At 66.1% G+C, this 21,423-nt stretch carries 21 protein-coding genes; 10 read left to right on the top strand and 11 right to left on the bottom strand.

What is annotated here, in order from left to right:
• Positions 1-41 precede the first annotated feature (41 nt).
• Positions 42-1,589, top strand: coding sequence for an MDR family MFS transporter (locus tag GA566_RS23305; protein ID WP_237380598.1), 1,548 nt, complete (start codon positions 42-44; stop codon positions 1,587-1,589).
• 10 nt (positions 1,590-1,599) lie between these two features.
• Here the strand turns inward: GA566_RS23305 and GA566_RS23300 are convergent, their stop codons facing one another.
• Entirely contained in the window at positions 1,600-2,514 is a 915-nt protein-coding gene (locus tag GA566_RS23300) for a LysR family transcriptional regulator (RefSeq protein WP_160474147.1), read from the bottom strand.
• A gap of 96 nt (positions 2,515-2,610) precedes the next feature.
• Positions 2,611-3,570: a sterol desaturase family protein gene (locus tag GA566_RS23295; protein ID WP_160474146.1), complete on the bottom strand. Its 960-nt coding sequence runs from the start codon at positions 3,568-3,570 to the stop codon at positions 2,611-2,613.
• A gap of 244 nt (positions 3,571-3,814) precedes the next feature.
• On the opposite strand from GA566_RS23295, the gene GA566_RS23290 reads away from it, so the two are divergent.
• The 6 genes from GA566_RS23290 (at position 3,815) to GA566_RS23265 (ending at position 8,595) form a co-directional block, all read left to right on the top strand.
• The gene (locus GA566_RS23290; protein WP_160474145.1) at positions 3,815-4,723 is read left to right on the top strand and encodes a hypothetical protein; all 909 of its coding nucleotides are present in this window, start codon (positions 3,815-3,817) and stop codon (positions 4,721-4,723) included.
• Positions 4,724-4,801: 78 nt separating this feature from the next.
• Positions 4,802-5,101: an EF-hand domain-containing protein gene (locus tag GA566_RS23285; protein ID WP_160474144.1), complete on the top strand. Its 300-nt coding sequence runs from the start codon at positions 4,802-4,804 to the stop codon at positions 5,099-5,101.
• Positions 5,102-5,131: 30 nt separating this feature from the next.
• Positions 5,132-5,845, top strand: coding sequence for a response regulator (locus GA566_RS23280; protein ID WP_160474143.1), 714 nt, complete (start codon positions 5,132-5,134; stop codon positions 5,843-5,845).
• Positions 5,842-7,152, top strand: a complete 1,311-nt coding sequence (locus GA566_RS23275) for an ATP-binding protein (RefSeq protein ID WP_160474142.1) — start codon at positions 5,842-5,844, stop codon at positions 7,150-7,152. The genes GA566_RS23280 and GA566_RS23275 overlap by 4 nt, the downstream gene beginning before the upstream one ends.
• Positions 7,153-7,289: 137 nt before the next feature.
• On the top strand, positions 7,290-8,054 hold the full coding sequence (locus GA566_RS23270; RefSeq protein ID WP_160474141.1) for a DUF4410 domain-containing protein: 765 nt from the start codon (positions 7,290-7,292) through the stop codon (positions 8,052-8,054).
• Between the two features lie 94 nt (positions 8,055-8,148).
• Positions 8,149-8,595, top strand: coding sequence for a MarR family winged helix-turn-helix transcriptional regulator (locus GA566_RS23265; protein ID WP_137926316.1), 447 nt, complete (start codon positions 8,149-8,151; stop codon positions 8,593-8,595).
• Here GA566_RS23265 and GA566_RS23260 read toward each other — a convergent pair.
• Positions 8,573-9,835: a YbfB/YjiJ family MFS transporter gene (locus GA566_RS23260; protein ID WP_160474140.1), complete on the bottom strand. Its 1,263-nt coding sequence runs from the start codon at positions 9,833-9,835 to the stop codon at positions 8,573-8,575. The genes GA566_RS23265 and GA566_RS23260 overlap by 23 nt on opposite strands.
• A 121-nt stretch (positions 9,836-9,956) precedes the next feature.
• Positions 9,957-10,565 (bottom strand): TetR/AcrR family transcriptional regulator, encoded by a 609-nt coding sequence (locus tag GA566_RS23255; RefSeq protein WP_160474139.1) that lies wholly within the window; start codon positions 10,563-10,565, stop codon positions 9,957-9,959.
• Positions 10,566-10,833: 268 nt separating this feature from the next.
• Between GA566_RS23255 and GA566_RS23250 the strand changes: the two genes are divergently transcribed.
• Entirely contained in the window at positions 10,834-11,154 is a 321-nt protein-coding gene (locus tag GA566_RS23250; RefSeq protein WP_137926319.1) for a PAAR domain-containing protein, read from the top strand.
• 36 nt (positions 11,155-11,190) lie between these two features.
• Here the strand turns inward: GA566_RS23250 and GA566_RS23245 are convergent, their stop codons facing one another.
• The 7 genes from GA566_RS23245 to GA566_RS23215 form a co-directional block, all read right to left on the bottom strand.
• Positions 11,191-12,600, bottom strand: coding sequence for an ABC transporter ATP-binding protein (locus GA566_RS23245; protein ID WP_237380596.1), 1,410 nt, complete (start codon positions 12,598-12,600; stop codon positions 11,191-11,193).
• On the bottom strand, positions 12,597-13,403 hold the full coding sequence (locus GA566_RS23240) for an ABC transporter permease (protein WP_160474138.1): 807 nt from the start codon (positions 13,401-13,403) through the stop codon (positions 12,597-12,599). Before GA566_RS23240 ends, GA566_RS23245 begins: the two co-directional genes overlap by 4 nt.
• On the bottom strand, positions 13,400-14,422 hold the full coding sequence (locus GA566_RS23235) for an ABC transporter permease (RefSeq protein WP_237380594.1): 1,023 nt from the start codon (positions 14,420-14,422) through the stop codon (positions 13,400-13,402). Before GA566_RS23235 ends, GA566_RS23240 begins: the two co-directional genes overlap by 4 nt.
• An 8-nt stretch (positions 14,423-14,430) precedes the next feature.
• Complete coding sequence (locus GA566_RS23230) at positions 14,431-16,023, bottom strand: ABC transporter substrate-binding protein (protein WP_249359492.1); 1,593 nt, start codon at positions 16,021-16,023, stop codon at positions 14,431-14,433.
• A gap of 2 nt (positions 16,024-16,025) precedes the next feature.
• Positions 16,026-18,098 (bottom strand): TonB-dependent siderophore receptor, encoded by a 2,073-nt coding sequence (locus GA566_RS23225; RefSeq protein ID WP_160474137.1) that lies wholly within the window; start codon positions 18,096-18,098, stop codon positions 16,026-16,028.
• Positions 18,099-18,210: 112 nt separating this feature from the next.
• Positions 18,211-19,029, bottom strand: a complete 819-nt coding sequence (locus tag GA566_RS23220; protein WP_160474136.1) for an IclR family transcriptional regulator — start codon at positions 19,027-19,029, stop codon at positions 18,211-18,213.
• 47 nt (positions 19,030-19,076) lie between these two features.
• The gene (locus GA566_RS23215) at positions 19,077-20,207 is read right to left on the bottom strand and encodes an FAD-dependent monooxygenase (protein WP_160474135.1); all 1,131 of its coding nucleotides are present in this window, start codon (positions 20,205-20,207) and stop codon (positions 19,077-19,079) included.
• 312 nt (positions 20,208-20,519) lie between these two features.
• Here GA566_RS23215 and GA566_RS23210 point away from each other — a divergent pair, with 312 nt between their 5' ends.
• Positions 20,520-21,107 (top strand): hypothetical protein, encoded by a 588-nt coding sequence (locus tag GA566_RS23210; RefSeq protein WP_137926324.1) that lies wholly within the window; start codon positions 20,520-20,522, stop codon positions 21,105-21,107.
• An 85-nt stretch (positions 21,108-21,192) separates the two neighbouring features.
• Entirely contained in the window at positions 21,193-21,396 is a 204-nt protein-coding gene (locus GA566_RS23205; protein WP_137926325.1) for a CsbD family protein, read from the top strand.
• Positions 21,397-21,423: the final 27 nt, after the last annotated feature.

Below are 21,423 nucleotides of genomic sequence, written 5' to 3'. Positions count from 1 at the left end.
GATCCCGCGCCGTGGGGTCATCTGCCTGTCAGGCCAATCCAATGTCCGCTGCACCCAAGCTCGCCCCCGACACGTCGTCGAACCATGCGCCGGCCAACGTCCCCGTCATGCAGGTCATCTTCGGCCTGATGCTCGCCATTCTTCTCGGCGCGCTGGAGCAGTCGATCGTGGCGGTGGTGCTGCCCGATATCGCGCTGCAACTGAACGGGTTCGAGGACATGGCCTGGGTGATCTCCGCCTATCTGGTGGCGTCCACCGTGGTGACGCCGATCTACGGCAAGCTTTCCGACGTGCTGGGCCGCCGCGCGGTGCTGACGTTCGCCATCGTGTTGTTTTTGCTGGCGTCGGTGGCCTGTGCCATGGCCACGACCATGCCGATGCTGATTGCCGCGCGCATCCTGCAGGGGCTGGGCGGCGGCGGGCTGATTTCGGTTTCGCAGGCGACGATTGGCGACGTGGTGCCGCTGCGCGAGCGCGGACGCTACCAAGGCTACGTCAGTGGCGTGTGGGCCGTGGCCAGCATGGCCGGCCCCGTGCTGGGTGGCTATCTGGCGCACTTCCTGTCGTGGCGCTGGATCTTCTGGATCAACATTCCGTTGGCGCTGCTGGCGCTGGTGGTGGTGCGCCGCGCACTGCGCCATCTGCCGGTGAGCGGGCGCAAGCACCGGATCGACTATCTCGGCGCGTTGCTGTTCGGCGGCGGGCTGTCGGGCGTGCTGGTGTTCCTGACGCGGCTGGGGCAGGGCCATGCGCCGCTGGAGCCGCAGACCATCGGCCTGCTGGCGGCGGGGCTCGTCGGCATGGCGCTGTTCGTCTGGCAGGAGCGCCGCGCGGTGGACCCCGTGATTCCGCTGAACCTGCTGGCCGTGCCCACGGTGGCCATCTGCTGCCTGACGCTGTTCCTCTGTTTCTTCCAGTTGATTGCGATGTCGGTGCTGCTGCCGCTGCGCTTTCAGGTGGTGGGCGGCGCCCATGCCGATACTGCGGCGCTGCGACTCGTGCCGCTGACGCTGGCCATTCCGTTCGGCGCGTATATCTCCGGCCGGCTCATGACGTGGAGCGGGCGCTACAAGCCCATGCAGATGACTGGTTCGCTGGTGGCGCCCGTGGCCATCGTGGCATTGGCCTTCACGCCGCCCGATGCGGTGCTGCTGGCCGCCGTCGTGATGATCGTGCTTGGGTTGTCGATCGGGCTGCAACTTCCTGCGGGCCTGGTGGCCACGCAGAACTCGGTTCCGCATCACCAGATGGGGATCGCCACGGCACTCACGGCCTTCGCCCGTCTGCTGGGCGGCGCGGTGGGCGTGGCTGTGCTGACCACGGTGCTGATCGCGCTGCTGCGCCATAGCGGCGTGGCGGTGTCCGACCTGAAGGGCGGCGAGGATGTACTGATGAGCATGTTCCGCCGCGTGATGGGCGGAGGCGACCAGGCCGATGCGGCAGCGGTGCGTGTGGCGGCGGAACGCGCATTCCGCCTGCTGTTCCTGATGAGTGCAGGGGTCTCGCTGATCGCGCCGTTCTTCGTGGCACGCCTGCGCGAAACCACGCTGCGGGGCAGTGCCGTGCCGGCGCCGGCAGCGGCGGATTAAAACAGCGGGTCTAGCGCGGCTCGCGCGTCATCATACGGCAGACCGCCGCCAGGGCCAGCAGATTGGGGTCGCGCTCGCGGCGGCGCAGAAAGCTCAGGCCGATGGTCTGCTTCATGCCGTAGTCGGTGGTCAGCGGCACAAAGGTGACGTTGGGCGCCACGACGTCACGCACGCGGCCCGGCAACAGCGTGTAGCCGATGCCGCCGCCCACGAGGTTCATCAGCGAGAAGATGTCGCCCACCTTCATCACCACGTTCGGTGTGAAGTCGGCAATGCGGAACGCCTCGGCAAATCCGCTCGACGTCACGAATCCATCCCCCAGCGACACAAACGGCTCGTCACGGCACTGGCGCAGATCCACGGCATCCATGCGCGCGTAATCCGAATTGGCGGGGGCGGCAAAGAAGATGTCGTCCTCGAACATCGGGATCGATTCGATCTCCGGGCTTGGATCGGGCATGCCCATCAGCGTGGCGTCGATGGTGCCCTGACGCAGCTTGTCGAGCAGGTCCGCGTTGGAGCCGAGCACCAGTTCCGTCTGCAGTTCGGGCCGGCGCATCTTGATGCCGATCACCACCTGCGGCACGGTGCGCACCGTCAGCGAATAGAGCGAGCCGATCTTGAGCTGGTCTGCCGAGTAGCCGGCGGCCTCGCGCGTGATGCGCACGCCGTCGGCCATGGTCTTGAGCACGTCGCGCGCCACATCGGCCAGCACATGGGCCGCTTCGGTGGGCAGCAGGTTGCGTCCCTCGTGGCGGAACAGCGTGCAGCGCAATCCTTCCTCCAGCGAATGCAGGGCCCGGTGGATGCTGACCGTGCTGACCTCGAGCGCCTCGGCGGCCTTGGCCAGGTTGCCGGTTTCCATGAAGGCGAGCAGTGCCTCCAGCTTGCGGAAGGTGATGTCTTCGCTGATGCGTTCGGGCATGGGGGGCGCCTTGGGGAAGGCGGAAATGCGAACAGGCCACGATGATCGCACACCGTGGCCTGTCATGTCATAGCGAGGGGGCTGGCCTCATCGTCTTCATGCCTGCTGCAGGTCTCCTTGCATCGTGTCTTCGGTCGCTCCCTTCGTCTCGTCCACAGCTGTGCTGCGTTGCTGCTTTGCGGCGAGGCGCAGTGCCTCGGTCGTTGTGCCCTGGCCGTCCGGTGCCCAGCCCGGAGGCATCGTCAGGTAGCCCAGTGCGTGCCACGGCTTGCGGGAGTTGGCCATGTCGCGGAACAGGCTGACCCAATGTTCGAACTGGTTGACGATCGGGTTGGCGGTAGTGGTCGGGTGAACCAGGCCGTAGCGCACCGGCTCTTCAGCGCGTTCTTCCACATAGGTGCCGAACAGGCGGTCGAAGATGATCAGCACACCGCCGTAGTTGGCGTCGAGGTAATCCAGGTTCGAGGCATGGTGCACGCGGTGGGCCGACGGGGTGTTGAACACGTATTCGAACCAGCCAAGTTTCGGAATCCAGTCGTTATGGAGCCAGAACTGATAGAGCAGGTTGGCGGACAACGTGGCCAGCACTACTTCGGGACGCACACCCAGCAGTACCAGCGGTGCAAAGAAGACGGCGCTGCCGGTGATCTTGCCAGTCCAGCCCAGACGATAGGCAGAGGCCAGGCTCATCTGGTTCGGCGAATGGTGCACGGCATGCGTGGCCCAGAAGAAACGGATGCGGTGCGAGGCGCGGTGATACCAGTAGTAGCAGAACTCTTGTCCGATGAAGAGCAGGAACACCATCAGCGCGCTGTTCAGCGTCACCGTGAACAGGCGGTGTTCCCAGGCCAGATGAAAGACCGGCGTGGCCAGCGACAGCGGCAGCAGCACGGAGAGCTTGCGGCCTGCGAGGTCGGCCAGCGACAGCCAGACTTCCTTCCACGAGTACGGGTTGTCGGTGCCCTGGCGGCGGCGCCAGAGGATGGCGGCTTCGACGAGCGATACGGTGACGATGAACGCTGTCACGGCGGTGGCGATGGTTCCGGTAGTCAACATGATTTTCCTCACGGTGTGTCTGCTTCTGTCTGGGGTGACGCGGTGTTGCTGCGTCGGTGAGGCAAATGTAGTGGGGCGACCGTCGGGCATCCAGTCATCAATTATGTCGTTCCATGTCACCGATTTTTCGTGACATATCCCGACATGATTTGCGGGGCGACAGCCGCCGATCCACGTCCTAGAGTTCAGCCCGTCGACGCGATACGCAGCGTCCCGAAGCAAACCGAACTCGAAGGACATCATCATGGCAAACCGAATCCTGATCGCCGCCGCCGGCTCCCTGCTCCTGCTGGTCAACGCTTCCGCGTTTGCCTGGAGCGGTGGCCACTTCAATGCCTATACCCCGCGAGGCACCTACAGTGGCGGCCACGCCATGTCGTGCGGCGGCGGTAGCTGCGGCCATGCTGGCGGCGTGGTCGGCCCCTACGGCGGACTGGCGACCAACACCGGCACCGTCACCCGCAATGCACCGGGACAGTTTTCGAATAGCGGCACCGCCGTGGGCCCGAACGGCCGCTCGGTGCAGCACGATGGCAGCACCAGCTGCGCAGGCGGCACTTGCAACCACACTGGCGACATGACCGGATCGAATGGCCACTCGGCCACGACCGATGGCAGCGTCACCCGTAACGGCGCCGGGCAGTACAGCTCGTCCGGCACCGTGACGGCGGGCAACGGCAACAGCTACAACCACTCGGCATCCACGTCCTGTGCCTGGGGCACTTGTGACCGCTCCGGCACCGTCAACGGCAGCTATGGCGGCACCGTCACGCATTCGGGCAGTGCTACCCGTGTGTCGAGCGGTGTGGTGACCACCGGTGGCGGTACAACGGTCGTGCATGGCGCGACGGTGAGCACCGGCTCGACGGTCGTGGTGGGCGTGCCGCCGGTCTACGTACCGCCTCCGGCACCGATTGCCGTGGTAGCCCCGGTGCCTGCCGTCATGCCGCCGCCCCCGCCGCCGGTTGTGGTTGTGCCCGCGCCGGTGCCGGTGGCGCCCGTGGTGATCGCACCGCCGCCGCCCGTCCGCGTGGCGCCGCTGCCGATGGTGGTGGTCACGGCACCGCGCCCGGTGTATGTCGCGCCGCGTCCCGCCTACGTCGTGCCCGGCCACTGGGTAGGCCGCGTCTGGGTGCCGACGCACTACGCCTGACCGATCCTTTTCCTGTTTTCTTTTTTTCTTTTTTATCAACCGGCCGGCCCAACGTCGGCCAACCCACGGAGTTTCATCATGAAGAAGATGATGGCTGTACTTATCTTGTGTATTGTTTCTGCAGGCGCCAGCGCCCAGGGGATGCCGATGGCAGGCGGGGGCGACAAGTCGGTGCGCGCCGAGCAGGTGCTGACGCAATTGCAGGAACGCTTTGCCGCCGCCAACACCACGCGCGATGGCAAGCTGACCCAGGCGCAGGCACAGGCCGGCATGCCGATGGTGGCGCGTCATTTCGACGAGATCGATGCACAACGCGTTGGCTACATCACGCTGCCGCAGATCGAAGTCTTCATGGCCCAGCACATGAAGCAGCGTTGATGCGTCAAGCCCGCAACCGTGGAGGAACGGATGGAGCAGGCGAACCGGATTATCGTGCTCGACGACGAAGCGGAACTGCGCAACATGCTGCAGCGCTTCCTGACCGGCCATGGCTTCCAGGTACGCGCCGTGGCCGACGGCAAGCAGCTATCCCGCTACATGCAGCGCGAGCCGTATGACCTGCTCGTGCTGGATCTGATGATGGAACCCGAGGATGGCCTGACCATTTGCCGAAAGCTGCGCGCAGAAGGCCAGACCATCCCCATCCTGATGCTGACCGCCAAGGGCGATCCAGCCGATCGCGTGGTCGGCCTCGATACCGGGGCCGATGACTACCTGGCCAAGCCCTTCCTGCCCGATGAACTCGTGGCACGCATCCGCGCCTTGCTGCGGCGCCAGAAAATCGCCGCAGGCGATCCCACCGTTTCCTCGCAGACCCTGAGCTTCGGCGCGTTTCGCTTCGATGTGGGCAAGCAGACGCTGACGCGAGATGGCGAACCCATCGAGGTGCATTCGGCCCAGATGATGCTGCTCCATGCGTTGGGCTCGTCACCGAACCGCGCGGTGAGCCGCGAGAATCTGCTGGCCCGTGCGAGGGGACGCGATCACGACGCACTGGACCGCAGCATCGACGTGCAGATCCTGCGCTTGCGGCAGATCGTCGAGGAAGACCCGTCGAAGCCACGCTTCATCAAGACCGTGTGGGGCGTGGGCTACATGCTCGTGGCGGGTGTGGAGGGATGAGTCGCACCTTGCTGCCGCGCTCGCTGCTGGCGCGCAATATCGCGCTGCTCGTGATCCTCGTGTTCGTCACGCAGGCGTGCTCGCTGTTCGTGCTGCTGCATTTCGTGCAGCGTCCGCGCGTGGAACGGGCAGCGAGCGTGTTCTCGCATTACGTCACGTTGATGGATAGCGCATTGACCGGGCTGCCACCGGAAGAGGGGCGCGCTGCATTGGCCCGCATCGGCGGACAATTCACGCCACCGCCTGACGAACCGACAGGTGCCGATGTGGCGCATCCGTTCCGCACCTGGCAACGCGATACCTTCATGCAGGCGCTGCGGCGCGACCTCTCGCGCGATACCGATGTGCGATGGCAGGGCAGTGCCGATCAGGAAAAGCTCTGGATCGGCATACACGTAGCCGGTGCGCCGGCATGGATTGCCTTGCCGATGACTGCGGACTCGCAGGCCAGCGGTGTGACAGCCGCCATCGCGTTATCGGCGGGACTGGGTTTGCTTGCCGCGCTGGCGGGTTACCTGCTGCAGCGCCACATCAATCGCCCCTTGCGCGAACTGGAGCGCGCCACGCGTGACATCCACGCCGGCGATATCCCGGAGCCATTGCCCGTGGATGGGCCCACCGAAATCGCAGCGGTCAGCGTGGCGTTCAACGAGATGACCGAAGCACTCCAGCAGGCCGAGAAAACACGCGCGCTGATGCTCGCGGGCGTCTCGCACGACATCCGCACGCCGCTCACCAAGTTGCGGCTCGCGATGGCGATGGCCTTGCCGCGTGGCGCGGACGACGCGTTCGTGGCGTCCGTCGAAGGCTATCTCGATCACATCGACACCATCCTCCAGCAGTTCATGGACTACGCGGGCAGTGGCGAGCGGGAGACGCCGGAGCCGGGAGACCTCAACGCGTTGGTCGAACAACTGGCGGCGGATTTCGCGGGGCTTGGCCATGGCTTCGAACTTGACCTGCAGCCGCTGCGGCCCGTGCCGTATCGCCCGACCAGCATGTTGCGCATGTTGATGAACCTGATGCAGAACGCCATCCACTACGGCAAGACGGGATTGCTGGTGCGCACGTGGCAGGATGCGGCCAACGCGCACGTGGCGATCTGCGACCGTGGCAGCGGCATCAGCCTGGCCGAACTGGAGCAACTGCGCGCGCCGTTCAGCCGGGGCAGCAACACGCGTGGATCGAGCGGCACAGGGTTGGGTCTCGCCATCGTCGAGCGCATTGCAAGGCTGCACGGCGGGCAGCTCACGTTCCGCGCCAGGGAGGGCGGTGGCCTCGAAGTCGTGGTCTCGCTGCCTGCATGAGCGCGTGAAACAAGCACGTGAAGGGCCGTGACATTTCCCGACATAGTTGATGCCTGGCGTGTTGCACGCCCGTATCCAATACTGGGTCCTGCCCGGCACCGATGTCCGGTGCCAACGAAACTCACCAAGGACCCATCATGCAAGCCACCCTCAAGACCATTGCCCGCCAAACCAAGCTGACCGTCATCGCCGCACTCGCTGCGTCGTCGATGATGATGAGCGGCTGCGCCTCTGCCACGACGATGATTTCCGAGCCGCTCGCACCGGTCTCGGCCAGCGCCATCCACCCCGACATCGTCTATGTGCGCAACTTCGACACCACCGCTGCCAACGTGAAGACGGACACCACCGGTGTGGTCAAGCGCATCACCGCCATGGCCGAAGGCAGCAGCGCGGTCAATAGCGAAGACAAGGACACCACTGCAGCCCGCAACGCCACGGCTGACGAAATCGTGAAGCAGTTGCAGGCCAAGGGCCTGCACGCGTTGCGCATCGACGGCCCGGTGCCGACGGACGCCAATGCGCTCGTGGTGGAAGGCCGCTTCGAGAAGATCGACGAAGGCACGCAGCGCCGCCGCCTGCTGATCGGCCTGGGTGCCGGCAAGAGCGACGTGACCGCATCGGTGCAAGTGTCGTATCAACCCGCACACGGCCAACCGATGCCGCTCGCCCTGTTCGAAACCCATGCCGATAGCGGCCATATGCCCGGCATGGCGGAAACGGCTGGCGTGGGCGCTCTGGCCGGTCACGCTGCTATCTCCGCAGGCGCGGATGTCGGCGTGCATGGCGCAACCGGCAGCCGCGACAGCGTCGGCGGCGAAGCCCGCCGTGTCGGCGACGCCGTGGCCAGGCAGGTCATGGCTGTGATCGACGGCCAGGGCGCCGTCAGCGCCCGCAGCTAAGCGCGACGCACTGTGGCGGGGTCCATGGCCTATGCAGTTTCGGATGGATCAGATACATTGACGCGATCCGATCTTCCGATCTGCTGGAAATGCCGTGAAACACTACACACGCGAAAACTTCCAACCGACGCACAGTGTGGGGTTCCATCTGAACCGGGCCCGTAACACCCTGTTGATGGAAATGGATGCGGCGCTGCGTCCGCTGGACATCACCGGGCAACAGATGGGCATCCTGCTGGCGCTGATGCGTGGCGCCGCCAGTACGCCACTGGAGATCAGCCGCGCACTGGGCATCGACACCGGCCTGATGACGCGGATGCTCGACAAGCTGGAGAACAAGGGCCTGCTCCAGCGTCAGCGCAGCGAAGAAGACCGGCGCGTGGTGCATCTGCTGCTGACCGACAAGGGCCGGTCCGTTGCGGGCACCATTCCCGAGATCGCGCCGCAGGTGCTGAATCACCGCCTGCGGCATTTCTCGCCCGAGGAGTTCCGCGAATTCCTGCGGCTGCTTCAGAAGTTTACGGACGGCGCGGCTGGCTGACTGGTTTGCGCGCCACGAAGTCCGCCGCAAACGCCACCGCCATCGCCACTGCCCCGCAGGTAAAGATCAACGCGTAGTTTTCGTGGGTATGCGAAAACAGATACGCATATCCGTAACCGCCGATGGCCTGAAAGAGCGCGAACGATGCCGTGGCCCGGCTCCATGCGGCACGCTGCGCGACGGGATCGTGCGGCATCATGTCCTGCAGCTTTCCCAACACCATCGGCACGATGCCCGGTGTGAACGCGCCGAGCAGGATCGTTGCGATCCACAGCGCTACGGTGTGATGTGACACCGCCAGCAGCCCCACGGCAAAACCCTGCAGCACCATGGCGATGCGATAGCCATTGCGGTAACCCACCCGGCCCCCCAGCCAACTGCTGACCAGCGGCCCGGCGATGGCGGCCACGCCATACAGCACCCAATAGCCCGATCCCACGGAAGCACCTTGCCCGAGGCCACGCGCCACGTAGTCCACCAGCAGCACCATCGCGGGCACCAGTCCGAGCGCATTGGCGGCGTACTGGACGTAGATCACACGCAGCGCCTGCTTGTGCGACGCCAGCGCCTGATCGGCGGCGTGATGCCCTGCGGCCGTTGCCGCCGGCATGCCTGGAGGCGTGTCGCTGGCGGGCCAGCCGAGCCAGCTGATAGCGGTCAGCACCAGCGACACGGCACCGAGGCCGATCCACGTCGCGCGCAGTCCGAGCCTGAGCAACTCCGGCACCAGCGTGCCCGACGCGGCGATGCCGAGTCCCAGACCAAGGAAGATCAGGCCGCTGACAAACGCGCGGCGCGACGGGGCGATATGCGGCAGGATCGCCGTGGCTACCAGCACCATGATCGCGCCGCCCGCCAGTCCGGACAGGAAGCGCCAGAAGAAGAACCAGCTTACCGAGAGCGGCATGGCGCAGGCAAAGAAGGCAGCCGTGGCAGCCACCATGAGCCAGCGCAACGCGTGTCGGTTCGACATCCGCGCAGCCAGCGGCCGACCCAGCAGGGCGCCGGCCAGGTATCCCGCAAAGTTGGCCGCGCCGAGCGTGACTGCATCGGAGGCGCTGAACCAATGCGCCTGGATCAGCGCCGGAATCAGCGGCGTGTACGCAAAGCGGGCCAGGCCAATGGCAACCAGACTGGCGCAGAGACCGGCCAGCGCGGCATGCAGCGCACTGAGGTCGAGGGCATCGTCAGCGGCAACCTTCCGTACGCTGGGTGGCGCGGCAGCGGCATCTTGTGACATGGGGGCGTTCCTTGTTGTCGATGTCCTGCTTTGGCAGGACGAGCGATACCGCCGCGCTGCGAGTGGCGCGTGTCGGATATCGGGAATTCGGGGGTATCGACGGCGGCGTGGCCGCTATCGGTCAGTGTGGCCCGTGCAGTGTGGCGCGCAAACCGAGCAGGCCGAGCGCGGGCCGCACCGAGGCTTCGAACAATGCGCGCTCGGGCATCACACGGGCCAGCACGCGCATGCCCACCTGAATCGATAACAGCATCGCGGCGATGTCATCCGCATCATGGTGCGCAGCAATGCTGCCGTCCGCTAGCGCCGCCCGCACCAGCCGGCTGAAGAAGTCACGCAGCAACGTCAGCTCCAGCGTCACGGCGGCTTGCATCTCGGGGTCTTCAGGCGAAGCTTCCAGCGCCGTATTGATCAGCATGCAGCCCCGATGCGGCAACTCGTTCGCACCACGCTCGATGCTTTCCGCAAAGAACTGCTCCAGCGCCTGCGCCGGGGCATAGCCGGATTCGATCCGCGCAATGCGCTCGCGCAGGGAACGGTTCAGGTAATCGTCCAGCGCCTGCATGAACAACTGGCGCTTGTCGCCAAACGCGTTGTAGAGGCTTGGCTGCGTCAGGCCCATGGCCTGCGTCAACTCGCGCGTGGACGTGGCCTGATAACCCTTGGCCCAGAACGTCTCCTGGGCCGCGGCCAAAGCGGTGTGGGCATCAAACTGCCGGGGGCGAGCCATGACGATCCTCGTTTTGTATCGATCGGTATGAAACCATGGGCGGAATTATAGATCGATCGCTACAAAACGCAATGTCCCTGTTGGGAGAGGGGGTCATGCGCGCGCAATTTCATGCCGCGCAGGGGGGGGAAATAGCCGTTCTTTTAAATGTGGCGTGACGTATTTGAAACCTGCGACAAAGGTAGTACCGTGCCACGCGCAATGAGAGTTCGCCGCCACGCAATGGGCGTGGCCGCGCTGTTAGCCACGTGATGCATGGGAGCCGGAGATGGTTGCAAGCAAGAACGGAGGGAAGCAGATTGTCAGGCGTTATGGAATTCGAAGAGGCGACCGTACCACTGCGGGTGGCGTGGTCGAAGGGGGCACCGCTGGCGCAGAGCTCGGTGGCAGGTTGCAGGCATTCGAGCACGATCCGGTCTGGTGTCCTCGTTGCAAGTCGATGGGACGAATCGTCTGCACCGGACCACGCATTCCGGCGAAAGGACCCGATGGCCGGGAAGCGGCGCTGAGTGAGGACTGGTGCGTTTGCGGCTGCGAACGGACCCCGCTTCTGGTGGCCTCGCAGTTCGACGCTTACGTCGAAGTCTGAGCCGGTGGCCACTTAGGCGGGCCACCGGTTCCTTGATTACCCCAATCCAAACACGAACTGGCGCGCTGCCACGGCATCGCCCAGCGCCCGATCATGCGTCACCAGCATCAACGCGCAGCCGCGCTCGGTGGTGACATCCACAATCAGGTCGATGACCTCTTTCTGCGTGACCGGATCGAGGCGCGAGGTGGGTTCGTCCGCGAACAGGAAGACGGGGTCGAGCAGCAGGGCGCGTAGCAGTGCGAAGCGCTGCAACTCTCCACCCGACACCGCGCCCGGCAGCCGCGTCAGCAAGACGGGCCGCAGCCGCAGGCGCTGCATCAGCGGTGCGATGCGGGCCGGGTCCACGCGGTGGCGCCGGCACAGGTCGTCGAGCGCGTGTCCCAGTGTGCGGCGCGGGGCGAAGGCGGCGGTGGGGTCCTGGTACAGCTTCTGATAGCGCACGCGCGCCACATTCCCGGGTTGGTTCACGTGGCCCGCATCGGCCTGGATGAGTCCCAGCAGGATGTTCCCGAGCGTGGACTTGCCGCTGCCGCTTGGGCCGGTCACGGCCACACGCTCGCCAGCGTGCAGCGAGAGATCCAACTGGCGAAACAGGTTCTGCGCGCCGAACCGCTTGGCCAGCCCCGTGGCGCGAATCACCTCGTCGCCAGTGGCTGCCGCAGGCTTGCGCGGCCAGTTCAGGGGATCTGCGGCGATCAGCGTGCGCGTGTAGTGGTGCTGGGGCTGCGCCAGCAATGTATCGGCGCTGGCCTGCTCCACGATGGTGCCGTCCCGCATGACGGCCACCTCGCCGCCCAGCGCGCGAGCCACGGCGATATCGTGCGTGATGGTGAGCACGGCGCAGCCCTGGCGCATGGCGTCCTGGAGCTGCGCGACGATGGCGTCGCGCCAGTGCGGGTCGAGTCCCTTGGTCGGTTCATCCACGATCAGCACCGGCGCGCTGCCTGCGCGCGTGATGGCCAGTGCCAAGCGCTGCGCCATGCCGCCAGAGAGCGTCGATGGCCACGCGTTGGCGGCGTGGGAGAGGCCCAGCGTGCCAAGATCCTTCAGGGTGTGCTGCCAAGCCTCGGTGCGCGGCTTGCCGCCGACGAGCGCATGTGTCTCGGCCAGTTGATGGCCGACACGCATCGTGGGGTCGAGTGCCAGCGAGGGCTCCTGCGGCAGCAGGGCCAGCGCGCGGCCCCAGTGTTGCCGGCGCGCGCGGACATCGCCGGCATCGGAGGATTCGCGTCCCACCACGATGCGTCCGGCGGCACGCAGTCCGCGTGGCAGCGTGCCGAGGATGGCTTGTGCAAGCAGGCTCTTTCCCGCGCCGCTTTCGCCGAGCAGGGTCAGCGCGCGGCCGGGTAGCAGCGAGAACGAGACGGGGCCGACCAGACGGCCGTCCGCACTGGAGATATCGAGCTGGTCGACTCGGAGGAGGGGCAGGGTATCGGGCATCATGCGTGGCGCCTTTGCATGGCATCGCTCAATAGCACCAGTGCCAGCGTCGCGAGGGTCAGGACGACGATCGGACTGGCGATGATCCACGGGGCCTCGGCGGCATAGGGCAGCAGTTCGGTCATCATCAATCCCAGTTCGGCAGCGGGCGGCTGTGCGCCGAGCCCGACGAAACCCATCGCCGCCAGGGCGAGCACTGCCGCGCTGGCGCCGAAGCTCATCAGCGTGGCCAGCAACGGCAGCAGTTCGGGCAGGACATGGCGCCACAGCACGTAGCCCGGGCCGAAGCCAAGCAGCCTGGCCGCCTCCACATGACCGCTTGCGAACACGACGCTGGCCGTGGCCTGCGTGACGCGGAAATATTCGACCCACAGCACCAGCGACAGCCCCACGTAGAGTGGCCAGAACGCGCCGGGTGCAAAGGCGCTCAGCAGCAGTACCAGCAGCAGGCCGGGCAGCGCGAGCACCGCGTCGGCCACCGTGCCGATCAGCCGCGCGGTCCAGCCGCCGCGCCATGCGGCGAGCAGGCCGAGCAGCGTGCCCGGAATCGCGGCGGTCAGTACGCTGATCAAGGCAAGGCCGAGCGACAGCCGCGTGGCATCGGCCAGCCGCGCCAGCATGCTGCGGCCCAGGTGATCGGTGCCGAGGGGTTCGTGCAGCCCCGGCGCCTGCAGCACGCCGTACAGATCCTGTTCGAACGGGGCGCGCCCGGCCAGCCACGGGCCCGCGAGTGCAAACAGCGCGATCAGCAGGAGCAGCGCGAGTCCCAGACCCTGGCGATCGAACTGAAAAAATCGACGATTCATCGACGTCCCCTTGCCAGCCGCACGCGCGGATCGATCCACGCGCAGGCGAGGTCCACCAGCGTGTTCAGTGCCACGAACATCAATCCCATGACCAGTGCGGTGCCCTGGATCATCGGTACGTCGCGTCCGAAGATCGCGTGTACCAGTGCGTGGCCGATGCCGGGCCACGCGAATAGCGTTTCAATCACGACTACACCTTCGACGAGATAGACGAGCTGGACGCCGAGATACGCCACCAGCGGAATGGCCGCGTTGCGCACGCCGTGCCGCAGCAGCGCTTGTCCATCTGTCAGACCCTTGACCCGCGCAAACGCGAAGTAGGGTGCTTCCGCCACCGACGCCATGGCGTTGCGTGCCACGCGCATTGACGTGGCGGCCAACCCAAGGCCCAGCGTCAGCGCTGGCATCAGCAGCGCGCCGTGTACATGGTGCCCCCCGGCCGGCATCAGGTTCCATTCGATGGCGAGCACCGTCACCAGCACGATGCCGAGCACGAACGGCGGCATGGCGCGTAGCAGGACCGACGCCACCAGCGTGCCGCGATCGAGTGCACCGCCGGCCTGCAGCCCTGCGGCGAAACCCAGCGGCACGGCAATCGCGCATGACACGGCAAGCGCCGCCACGGCGAGCCGCAGCGTGTGGCCGAGTTGATGGACGATCTCGTCGATGACGGGCGCACCCGTGACGGACGACAGGCCGAGGTCGAACTGCAGCAGGTGGTGCCACCAACGTAGCAATGCATCGGTCCACGGCAGGGCAAGGCCGAGTTCGGCGCGAACGGCTTCCGCGGCAGCGGCGCTGACCATGTCGAAGCCATAGCGCGCGGCGGCCACGCGAAACGCGGTATCGCCGGGCAGCATCCGCATCATCAGGAAGCTCAGCGTGCCAACCAGCGCCGCCACGACCAGCGCCTGCAGGCCGCGTTGCAGCAGGATGCGGCCCACGAGGCTGGTCGTGCGCCAGCGCAGCGGCGTGTGCTGGACGGGAGATGCCGCCAGCGGCAAGGATGGTTCGTTCATGGATTCGCTCATGAATGCCAGTGCATTTGTGTCAGCCGGTAGCTGCGTTCGAACGGATCGATCGAGACGCCACCGAGCCTGGGCGAGGCCGCCAGGGTTTGGCGATACCAGACCACGGGGATCAGCGGCAGGTCGCGCTGCAGCGTGGCGGCGATCTGGCGACGCAGCCGGCCGCGCAGTTGGCCACCGTCCGCGTCAGCGGGAGTGGATGGCAGTGCGGCCAGCGCGCGGGTCACAGCCGGATCGGCCCAGCCCATCGCGCCCCAGTCACCTCCCTTGTTCCCGTTCGGCGGAAAGTCCTGCGAGACGGTGCCGAATGCATCGGGCACCACGCCGTAGTTGCGCGACATCAGGCCGATGTCGAGCGAGCCGTCGCGATGCGCGAACGGGATATCGCCCGAGTTGCCAACGGCCACGCGCATCGCGATACCCACCTGCCGGAACTGCTCCTGAAGTGCCGTGGCGATGACGGGCAACTCGGGTCGATCCGGGAAGGTGCGCAGCGTGATCGCGAAGCGTGCATCGCCGCGACGCAGGATGCCATCGGCGCCCGGTTGCCAGCCCGACTGGGCGAGCAGGGCGCGCGCGGTGGCGCGGTCGAAGTGCAGCGGCGGCAGTGCATCGTCATGCCAGCCAGTCAGCGACGGCGGAAACAGTTGCGTGGCCGCCAGCGCCGGATCACGAAGGATGGCCGTGGCGATGCCGCGCCGGTCGATGGCGAGCGACAACGCGCGGCGCACTGCGACATCGGCAAGAAACGGATGGCCGGCGTTGACCTTGAGCGCGGTGGTGCGCGGAATGGTCACGGCGTGCAGGCGCACGTTGGGACTCGTCGCCAGCCGCGCGATGCTGCCGGGGTCAAGCCCGTAGGCAAGTTCCGCCTGTCCGCCCTCGGCCATCAGCGCGCGCATCTCGGCGCGGCCCACGGACAGGTATGAGGCGCGCCGTATTGCCGGGGCCATGCCGCGCCAGCCATCGAACGCGGCAATCGAAAAACGCTGCGGCGGCTCGAGATCGACGATGCGATAGGGACCGGAGCCGATGATCGCGCGTACATTGCCATCGGGAGCGAACGAGGCGGGCGCCAGCACCTGCGCGCTGCTGTGCGAGAGCAGGGCGAGCAGCGGTGTGAAGGGGCGCGTCAGTACGATGCGGATGCCGTCGGGCTCCGCACCGATGTCCGCGATCGGCGCCACGCGCAGCATCCCCGCCGCATGGCGAGCGCGTTCGAGTGCCGCCACCACATGCGCGGGACGCACCGGTGTGCCATCGTGAAAGCGCGCGCCGGGCTGCAGCGTGAAGCGCCATGTCAGTTGATCGGCCGATAGCTGCCATCGCGCGGCGAGGGCGGGCGTTGGCAGTCCATCCGCATCGAAATCGACAAGTGTCTCCGTAACCTGCATGCGCGAGAACAGGTAACCGTTGCGCAACGGATCGAGCGAGGACAATTCCCATGGGCCGATCACGCGCACGGCGCGCTCGCCGGCTTCCGTCGATGCGGGTGCGGAAGTGTGTGCCATCAGCGGCAGCGCAGGCGCTGCAGCGGCTGCCCCGGCAGCCAGCAGCAACCGGCGCCGTTGTGAAGAGAGAACCTTTGCCACGGTCAATAGCTCAGTTGCAGGCCGAGCCGCACCGTGCGTCCGGCGCCCGGCATGATCCAGACATTGCTGGCGGCGCTGGCGTAGTAGGTGCGGTCGAACAGGTTGTCGACGTTGAGCGCCACGCGCACGGTCTTGCTGTATTGCCAGTAGGCAAAGGCGTCCGCCAGCGTGTAGGCGGGCAGCGAGAAGCTGTCCTGCGCGTCGCCGCCGCGCGTGCCCACGTAGCGCACCCCGGCGCCCAGGCCATAGCGCTGGCCGATGGGCGCCTGGTCCTCGAAGATCGCCATCAGGCTGCCGCTGGTGCGCGGTACGTTGGCCAGCGGCGTGCCGGCGGCCAGCCGGGTGTCCTGTGTGACTTCGGCATCGGTGTAAGCGAAGTTGCCGGTCACGCGCCAGTGGGTGCCGATGCGGCCAGCCACGTCGAGTTCCACGCCCCGGCTGCGCGCTTCGCCGGCTGCGCGCAGGAACGAGGGGTTCGACGGATCGGTGGTCAGCACATTGCGCTTGCGGATCTCGAACACGGCCAGCGTGGCAGTGGTGCGATGGTCCGGGCTTTCGTACTTGGCACCGGCTTCCACGGCGCGGCCATGCTCGGGCGAGAACGCATTGGCATTGGCATCGCTGCCCGGGTTCGGACGGAACGACTTGCCTGCGTTGGCGAACAACGAAACCGTCGGCGTGGCGAGGTAGGTCACACCCAGCCGTGGCGAGACGGCAGTCTGGTGCTGGCTGGTGCTGGCGCCGGAGAGTCGATTGTCGAGCGACTGGTTGTAGATGTCGAAGCGCGCGCCGGCCAGCACGCGCCAGCGCTCGCCCAGCCGCAACTGGTCTTGCGCATAGAGGCCGACGTTGGTCTGGCGCTCGTAGGTATTGGTGTTGGGCAGCAGCGTGGGCGGGGTCTGTCCGTAGACCGGATCGTAGATGTCGATGGCGTACGGCGCAGCGGCGGTGGGGTTGCGGCGCAGCATGACTTGCGACACGCCGAAGCGGTAGGTATCCACGCCCAGCAGCACCTCGTGGCCGATGGCGCCCGTGTTGAACTTGCCCGCGATATCGGCCTGCAGGGAGACATCGTCGGACTGGAAGTCGCGATAGCGCCGCTGGCGGGTCAGCGTGCGGCCATCGGCCTGCAGCGCGGTCGCTTCAGTGGAGTAGCCTTCGAGCGAACCGCCGCGATAGGCCACGGCGACGCGGCCCTTCCACGTATCGGAGAAATCATGCTCGACGGAGAGTTGGTGCGACTGGCTGTCGAGGCGGATGTCGCCATCGTTCGGCTCGCCCAGGAAGCGCGAGCGCGGCACGGCGCCGAGCCGGCCGTTCACGGCCACCACGCCCCGGTCCAGCGGCACGGTATAGCGCTGGATCTCGCCCGCATACTGGATCACCGTATTGGCGCCGAGCGCCCAGGTGAACGAGGGCGCCAGCAGGAAGCGGCGACTGTTCACGAAATCGCGCGTGCTGCCTTCGTGGTCGGCCACGGCAACCAGGCGGCCCGCCACGTTGTCGGAGAGGGCGCCCGTGACATCTGCCGAGACCCGGTACTTGTCGCGCGTGCCAACCTCGAAGCCATACGTTTGTGACGGCTTGAATTGCGGTTGCTTGGTGACGACATTGATCACGCCACCGGGGTCGCCGCTGCCGTAGACCGACGAGGCTGGCCCTTTGAGCACTTCCACGCGCTCGATGGTGGCGGTGTCGCGCGGCGCGGTAAAACCGCGGTTGGCGGCGAAGCCGTTGACCAGATATCCCGCGCCGGTGTTCTCGTTGCCGGTGAAACCACGGATCGAGAAGTTGTCCCAGAGTCCGCCGTAGTTACCCTGACGCGCCACGCCGCTCACGTAGTCAAAGGTGTCATCGAGTCGCGTGGCCGCGATGTCCTCGATCAGTGCGCGCGGTACGACCTGTACCGAGAGCGGCACTTCGCGCAATGGCGTCTCGGTGCGCGTGGCGCCCGTGGCATAGGGGGCTGGCGCATGGCCGCGCACGGAAACTTCAGGGAGGGTCTGGTCGTCGGCGGCGTTGGCAAAAGCGGTGGCGGCAAACAGGAAAGCAGGCGTGAAACGGCGTCCGGACATGAATGGGGGCGAGCGGAAATAGGGCGGGCTTATTGCAACAGGGTTGCATTATAGCGAGCCTTCCGCGCCACACCATTACATTTTTGCGACAAGCTGTCCGCGCCCTGCCGCACTACCCCATCAACGCCGACAAATCCTTCGCCGCAGCCTTTATCTCTTTCTCGGCCCGCTCGCGCAGCGCGCCATCGGCTTCGAACCGTTGCTGCGGCCCCGCCACGCTGATCGCGGCGATGATGTTGCCTTGTGCGTCACGCACTGGCGCCGCGCAGGAGTCGATGCCCGGCTCGAAGGCCGAGAAACTCCACGCGCAGCCGCGTTCGTGGTCGGCGGCCAGGATTTCGGCAAGGCGCCGATGGGTGCCCGCGCTCTGCCCCGTGACGGTGGGCAGGGGATCGGGACCAAGGCGCTCGCGCAGTTCTTCCGGCGACAGATGGGCGATCAGCATGCGCCCCGGCGTGGTCAGATGGGCTGGCACGCGGCTGCCTACCTGGATATTGCTGACGAGCCCGGTGTTGGGCATCTCGCGCAGTAGATAAAGAACGTGGCCGCCATCGGGTACGGCGAGGTAGGCCGATAGCTGCAGCGATTCGCTGAGTCGCGCGAGGATGCGTCGTGCGAACGATGTGAGATCGTTGGCCGCCAGCGCGCGTGACGCGAGCTTGAGGAAAGAAAAACCCACGGTATGCCCGCCCTGCGGCAGCCGCTCGACCATGCCCTCGTGTTCGAGCGTGGCGAGCAGCCGCATCACCGTGACGCGGTTCACGTCGATGCGCCGGCCCACTTCGCTGAGGTTGGCCGTGGAGCCGCCCTCGGCGATAAAGCGCAGCAGGCGCATGCCCCGGATGACGGGGGATACCAACTGCGGGTTTGCGCCATCGTCGGCGTCCGGATCGGCAACGTCAGGTTCGGGCAGCGGCTTGGGCTTCGGCATTCGCAAACGGGCAGTCAGGGGAGTTCACTCAGGAGGGACCTGGACGCTTACTGAAGCGGCGCGGTCCAGGCGTTGTAATCGTACACCCAGTCGGCATTGCCGCCGGCCTTGAGCCACTCGTTGCCGCGCGAGCCGATCTGGATGCGGCTGGTGCGTTCGTGGCGGGCGGCCTGATAGCGGGCCAGTGCGGCGGGCACGGCGTCCGAGGTGGCCTCGGCCAGGCAGCGCGCCAACACCACGCCATCCTCGATGGCCATGCCCGCGCCCTGTGCCATGAACGGCATCATCGGGTGGCAGGCGTCGCCCATCAGCGCGATATGGCCGGACGACCACGACGGCAGCGGATCGCGCACGTACAGCGCGGAGATCAGCACGTCGTCGCAGGCATCGAGCAAGGCGCGTGCATCGGGATGAAATCCGGCATAGGCGGCGCGCAGGTCCTCGACACGGCCCGGCGTGGTCCACGACTCGTTTCGCCAGCTATCTTGTGCCACGGTGGCGAAGACGAAGATCTCGCGGCCTCGGTTCAGCGGAAAGGTCACGATCTGGCTGGTGGATTCCGGCCCCCACCACTTCGTGAACGCGCCGATGTTCGGCACGCCGGCCAGCTTCTCGGCGGGCACCACGGCGCGGTAGGCCACTACGCCAGTGAAGATGGGATGCTCGTCGCCGAGCAGCGCGCGGCGCACCACCGAGTGGATGCCATCGGCCCCGATCAGCACGTCAACGTCCTGCTGGCTGCCATCGGCGAACGTGAGCGTGGCCCCCTGATCTCGTGCAGTGATCGCTGTGGCCTTGTGGCCGAGCTTCACGTTGGCCGCTGGCACGGCGGCTTCCAGCGCAGACATCAGGTCACCCCGGTGCATGGTCAGTTGCGGTGCGCCGTAGCGGCGCTCGGCCTCGTCGGACATCGGCAGGCGCGAGGTTTCCTCGCCGGAATCCCAGGTGCGGCTGATGCGATGCGTGGGCCTTGCAGCGGTGTCGCGGAGCGCCTCGCCAATGCCAAGCCCATCGAGGGCGCGCACGGCGTTGGGTGTCAGGTTGATGTCGGCGCCAACCCGCGCAAAGCGCGCCGCCTGCTCGAACACCACTACATCCATGCCGAGGCGGCGCATGGCGATGGCCGCAGCCAACCCGCCGATGCCGGCACCGTTGATACCAATCTTTCCTGAAAACATGGGGCGCTCCTCTTTCCGACTCGATTTATGTATGTTCAAAAATGAACGATAAGTTCATAAAAAGAATATCCATGGCGAGAGGCTTTCGTCAAGCGGAGGGGGCGCCGCATCGTCGTTTCCGGGCAGGGTTGCGAGAGGCCATGTGCGTCCAAATGCTGTTGTGGGAATTGTCTTACGGATGTTTCAGCAGCGGTCTTCTGCTTCGGGCGGGCGGCAAAACATACATTGCAGTTACAGCACGGCCACGCAGCATGACCCCTCCAGGAAAGCGATGCGTGGCCCAGAACATCCACTCTGAAAAAGGAGCACGACATGATTGCAAAGACGTTTGCCAAGAAGTGGCTGACCGCCGCGGTGTGTTCGATGATGGTGGCCGCACCGGCCGGCTTTGCCTACGCCCAGGCCGGGTCGAAGGCTGATTACGACGCAGCGGTCAAGCAGGCCGACGCCGACTACAAGGCTGCGGGTTCGCGCTGCGATGCCCAGTCCGGCAATGCCAAGGACATCTGCAAGGCCGAAGCCAAGCGCGACCGCGACGTAGCCAAGGCCAATGCCGAGGCCAAGCGAGACGGCACGGACAAGGCCCACGCCAAGGCCATGAAGACCAAGGCCGATCGTGACTACGACGTGTCCAAGGAAATGTGCGACGACAAGAAGGGCAACGACAAGGACGTTTGCGTGAAGGAAGCCAAGGCTTCGCACGAACGCGCCCTGGGCGCGGCCAAGGTCGAGAAGGCCGCCGCGACGGGTACGAGCACTGACGTAGCGGAAACGCGCGCCGATGCCCGCAAGGACACCGTTGACGCCGCCTACAAGGCCGACAAGGAAAAGTGCGATGCCATGTCCGGCGATGCCAAGGACAAGTGCCAGGCCAACGTGAAGGCCAAGTACGCCAAGTAATCCGCTTCATCGGTCGACATACGTCGACTCCCGAGCAACCTGCGGCCGCCCGGAGCGGCCGCGCTACTCAAACAAGGAGCCGCATATGAACTGGGATCAGATCGAGGGCAAGTGGGACCAGGCCAAGGGCAAGGTCAAGGAAAAGTGGGGCAAGCTGACCGACGACGACATCACCGTCATCAACGGCAAGCGTGACCAACTGGCTGGGCGTATCCAGGAGCGTTACGGATACACCAAGGAGCAGGTCGAGGATGAAATGAAGGCGTGGGAGCGCGATACGCGCTGGTAACCTGCACCGGTGGTAAACCCGATCACG

Origin of the sequence: Cupriavidus sp. SW-Y-13, from assembly GCF_009793345.1 — a bacterium.
GTDB lineage: Bacteria > Pseudomonadota > Gammaproteobacteria > Burkholderiales > Burkholderiaceae > Cupriavidus.
Note: the sequence above shows the minus strand (reverse complement) of the source record. Positions and strands in the feature narration are given on the sequence as shown.

Excerpts from the sequence above, each read along its gene's own strand:
- GA566_RS23280 (WP_160474143.1), top strand. The coding sequence starts at position 5,132 with ATGGAGCAGGCGAACCGGATTATCGTGCTCGACGACGAAGCGGAACTG.
- GA566_RS23270 (WP_160474141.1), top strand. The coding sequence starts at position 7,290 with ATGCAAGCCACCCTCAAGACCATTGCCCGCCAAACCAAGCTGACCGTC.
- GA566_RS23215 (WP_160474135.1), bottom strand. The coding sequence starts at position 20,207 with ATGTTTTCAGGAAAGATTGGTATCAACGGTGCCGGCATCGGCGGGTTG.
- GA566_RS23245 (WP_237380596.1), bottom strand. The coding sequence starts at position 12,600 with ATGATGCCCGATACCCTGCCCCTCCTCCGAGTCGACCAGCTCGATATC.
- GA566_RS23225 (WP_160474137.1), bottom strand. The coding sequence starts at position 18,098 with ATGTCCGGACGCCGTTTCACGCCTGCTTTCCTGTTTGCCGCCACCGCT.
- GA566_RS23235 (WP_237380594.1), bottom strand. The coding sequence starts at position 14,422 with ATGAACGAACCATCCTTGCCGCTGGCGGCATCTCCCGTCCAGCACACG.
- GA566_RS23275 (WP_160474142.1), top strand. The coding sequence starts at position 5,842 with ATGAGTCGCACCTTGCTGCCGCGCTCGCTGCTGGCGCGCAATATCGCG.
- GA566_RS23250 (WP_137926319.1), top strand. The coding sequence starts at position 10,834 with ATGGTTGCAAGCAAGAACGGAGGGAAGCAGATTGTCAGGCGTTATGGA.
- GA566_RS23205 (WP_137926325.1), top strand. The coding sequence starts at position 21,193 with ATGAACTGGGATCAGATCGAGGGCAAGTGGGACCAGGCCAAGGGCAAG.
- GA566_RS23300 (WP_160474147.1), bottom strand. The coding sequence starts at position 2,514 with ATGCCCGAACGCATCAGCGAAGACATCACCTTCCGCAAGCTGGAGGCA.
- GA566_RS23305 (WP_237380598.1), top strand. The coding sequence starts at position 42 with ATGTCCGCTGCACCCAAGCTCGCCCCCGACACGTCGTCGAACCATGCG.
- GA566_RS23220 (WP_160474136.1), bottom strand. The coding sequence starts at position 19,029 with ATGCCGAAGCCCAAGCCGCTGCCCGAACCTGACGTTGCCGATCCGGAC.
- GA566_RS23260 (WP_160474140.1), bottom strand. The coding sequence starts at position 9,835 with ATGTCACAAGATGCCGCTGCCGCGCCACCCAGCGTACGGAAGGTTGCC.
- GA566_RS23295 (WP_160474146.1), bottom strand. The coding sequence starts at position 3,570 with ATGTTGACTACCGGAACCATCGCCACCGCCGTGACAGCGTTCATCGTC.
- GA566_RS23210 (WP_137926324.1), top strand. The coding sequence starts at position 20,520 with ATGATTGCAAAGACGTTTGCCAAGAAGTGGCTGACCGCCGCGGTGTGT.
- GA566_RS23255 (WP_160474139.1), bottom strand. The coding sequence starts at position 10,565 with ATGGCTCGCCCCCGGCAGTTTGATGCCCACACCGCTTTGGCCGCGGCC.
- GA566_RS23285 (WP_160474144.1), top strand. The coding sequence starts at position 4,802 with ATGAAGAAGATGATGGCTGTACTTATCTTGTGTATTGTTTCTGCAGGC.
- GA566_RS23290 (WP_160474145.1), top strand. The coding sequence starts at position 3,815 with ATGGCAAACCGAATCCTGATCGCCGCCGCCGGCTCCCTGCTCCTGCTG.
- GA566_RS23240 (WP_160474138.1), bottom strand. The coding sequence starts at position 13,403 with ATGAATCGTCGATTTTTTCAGTTCGATCGCCAGGGTCTGGGACTCGCG.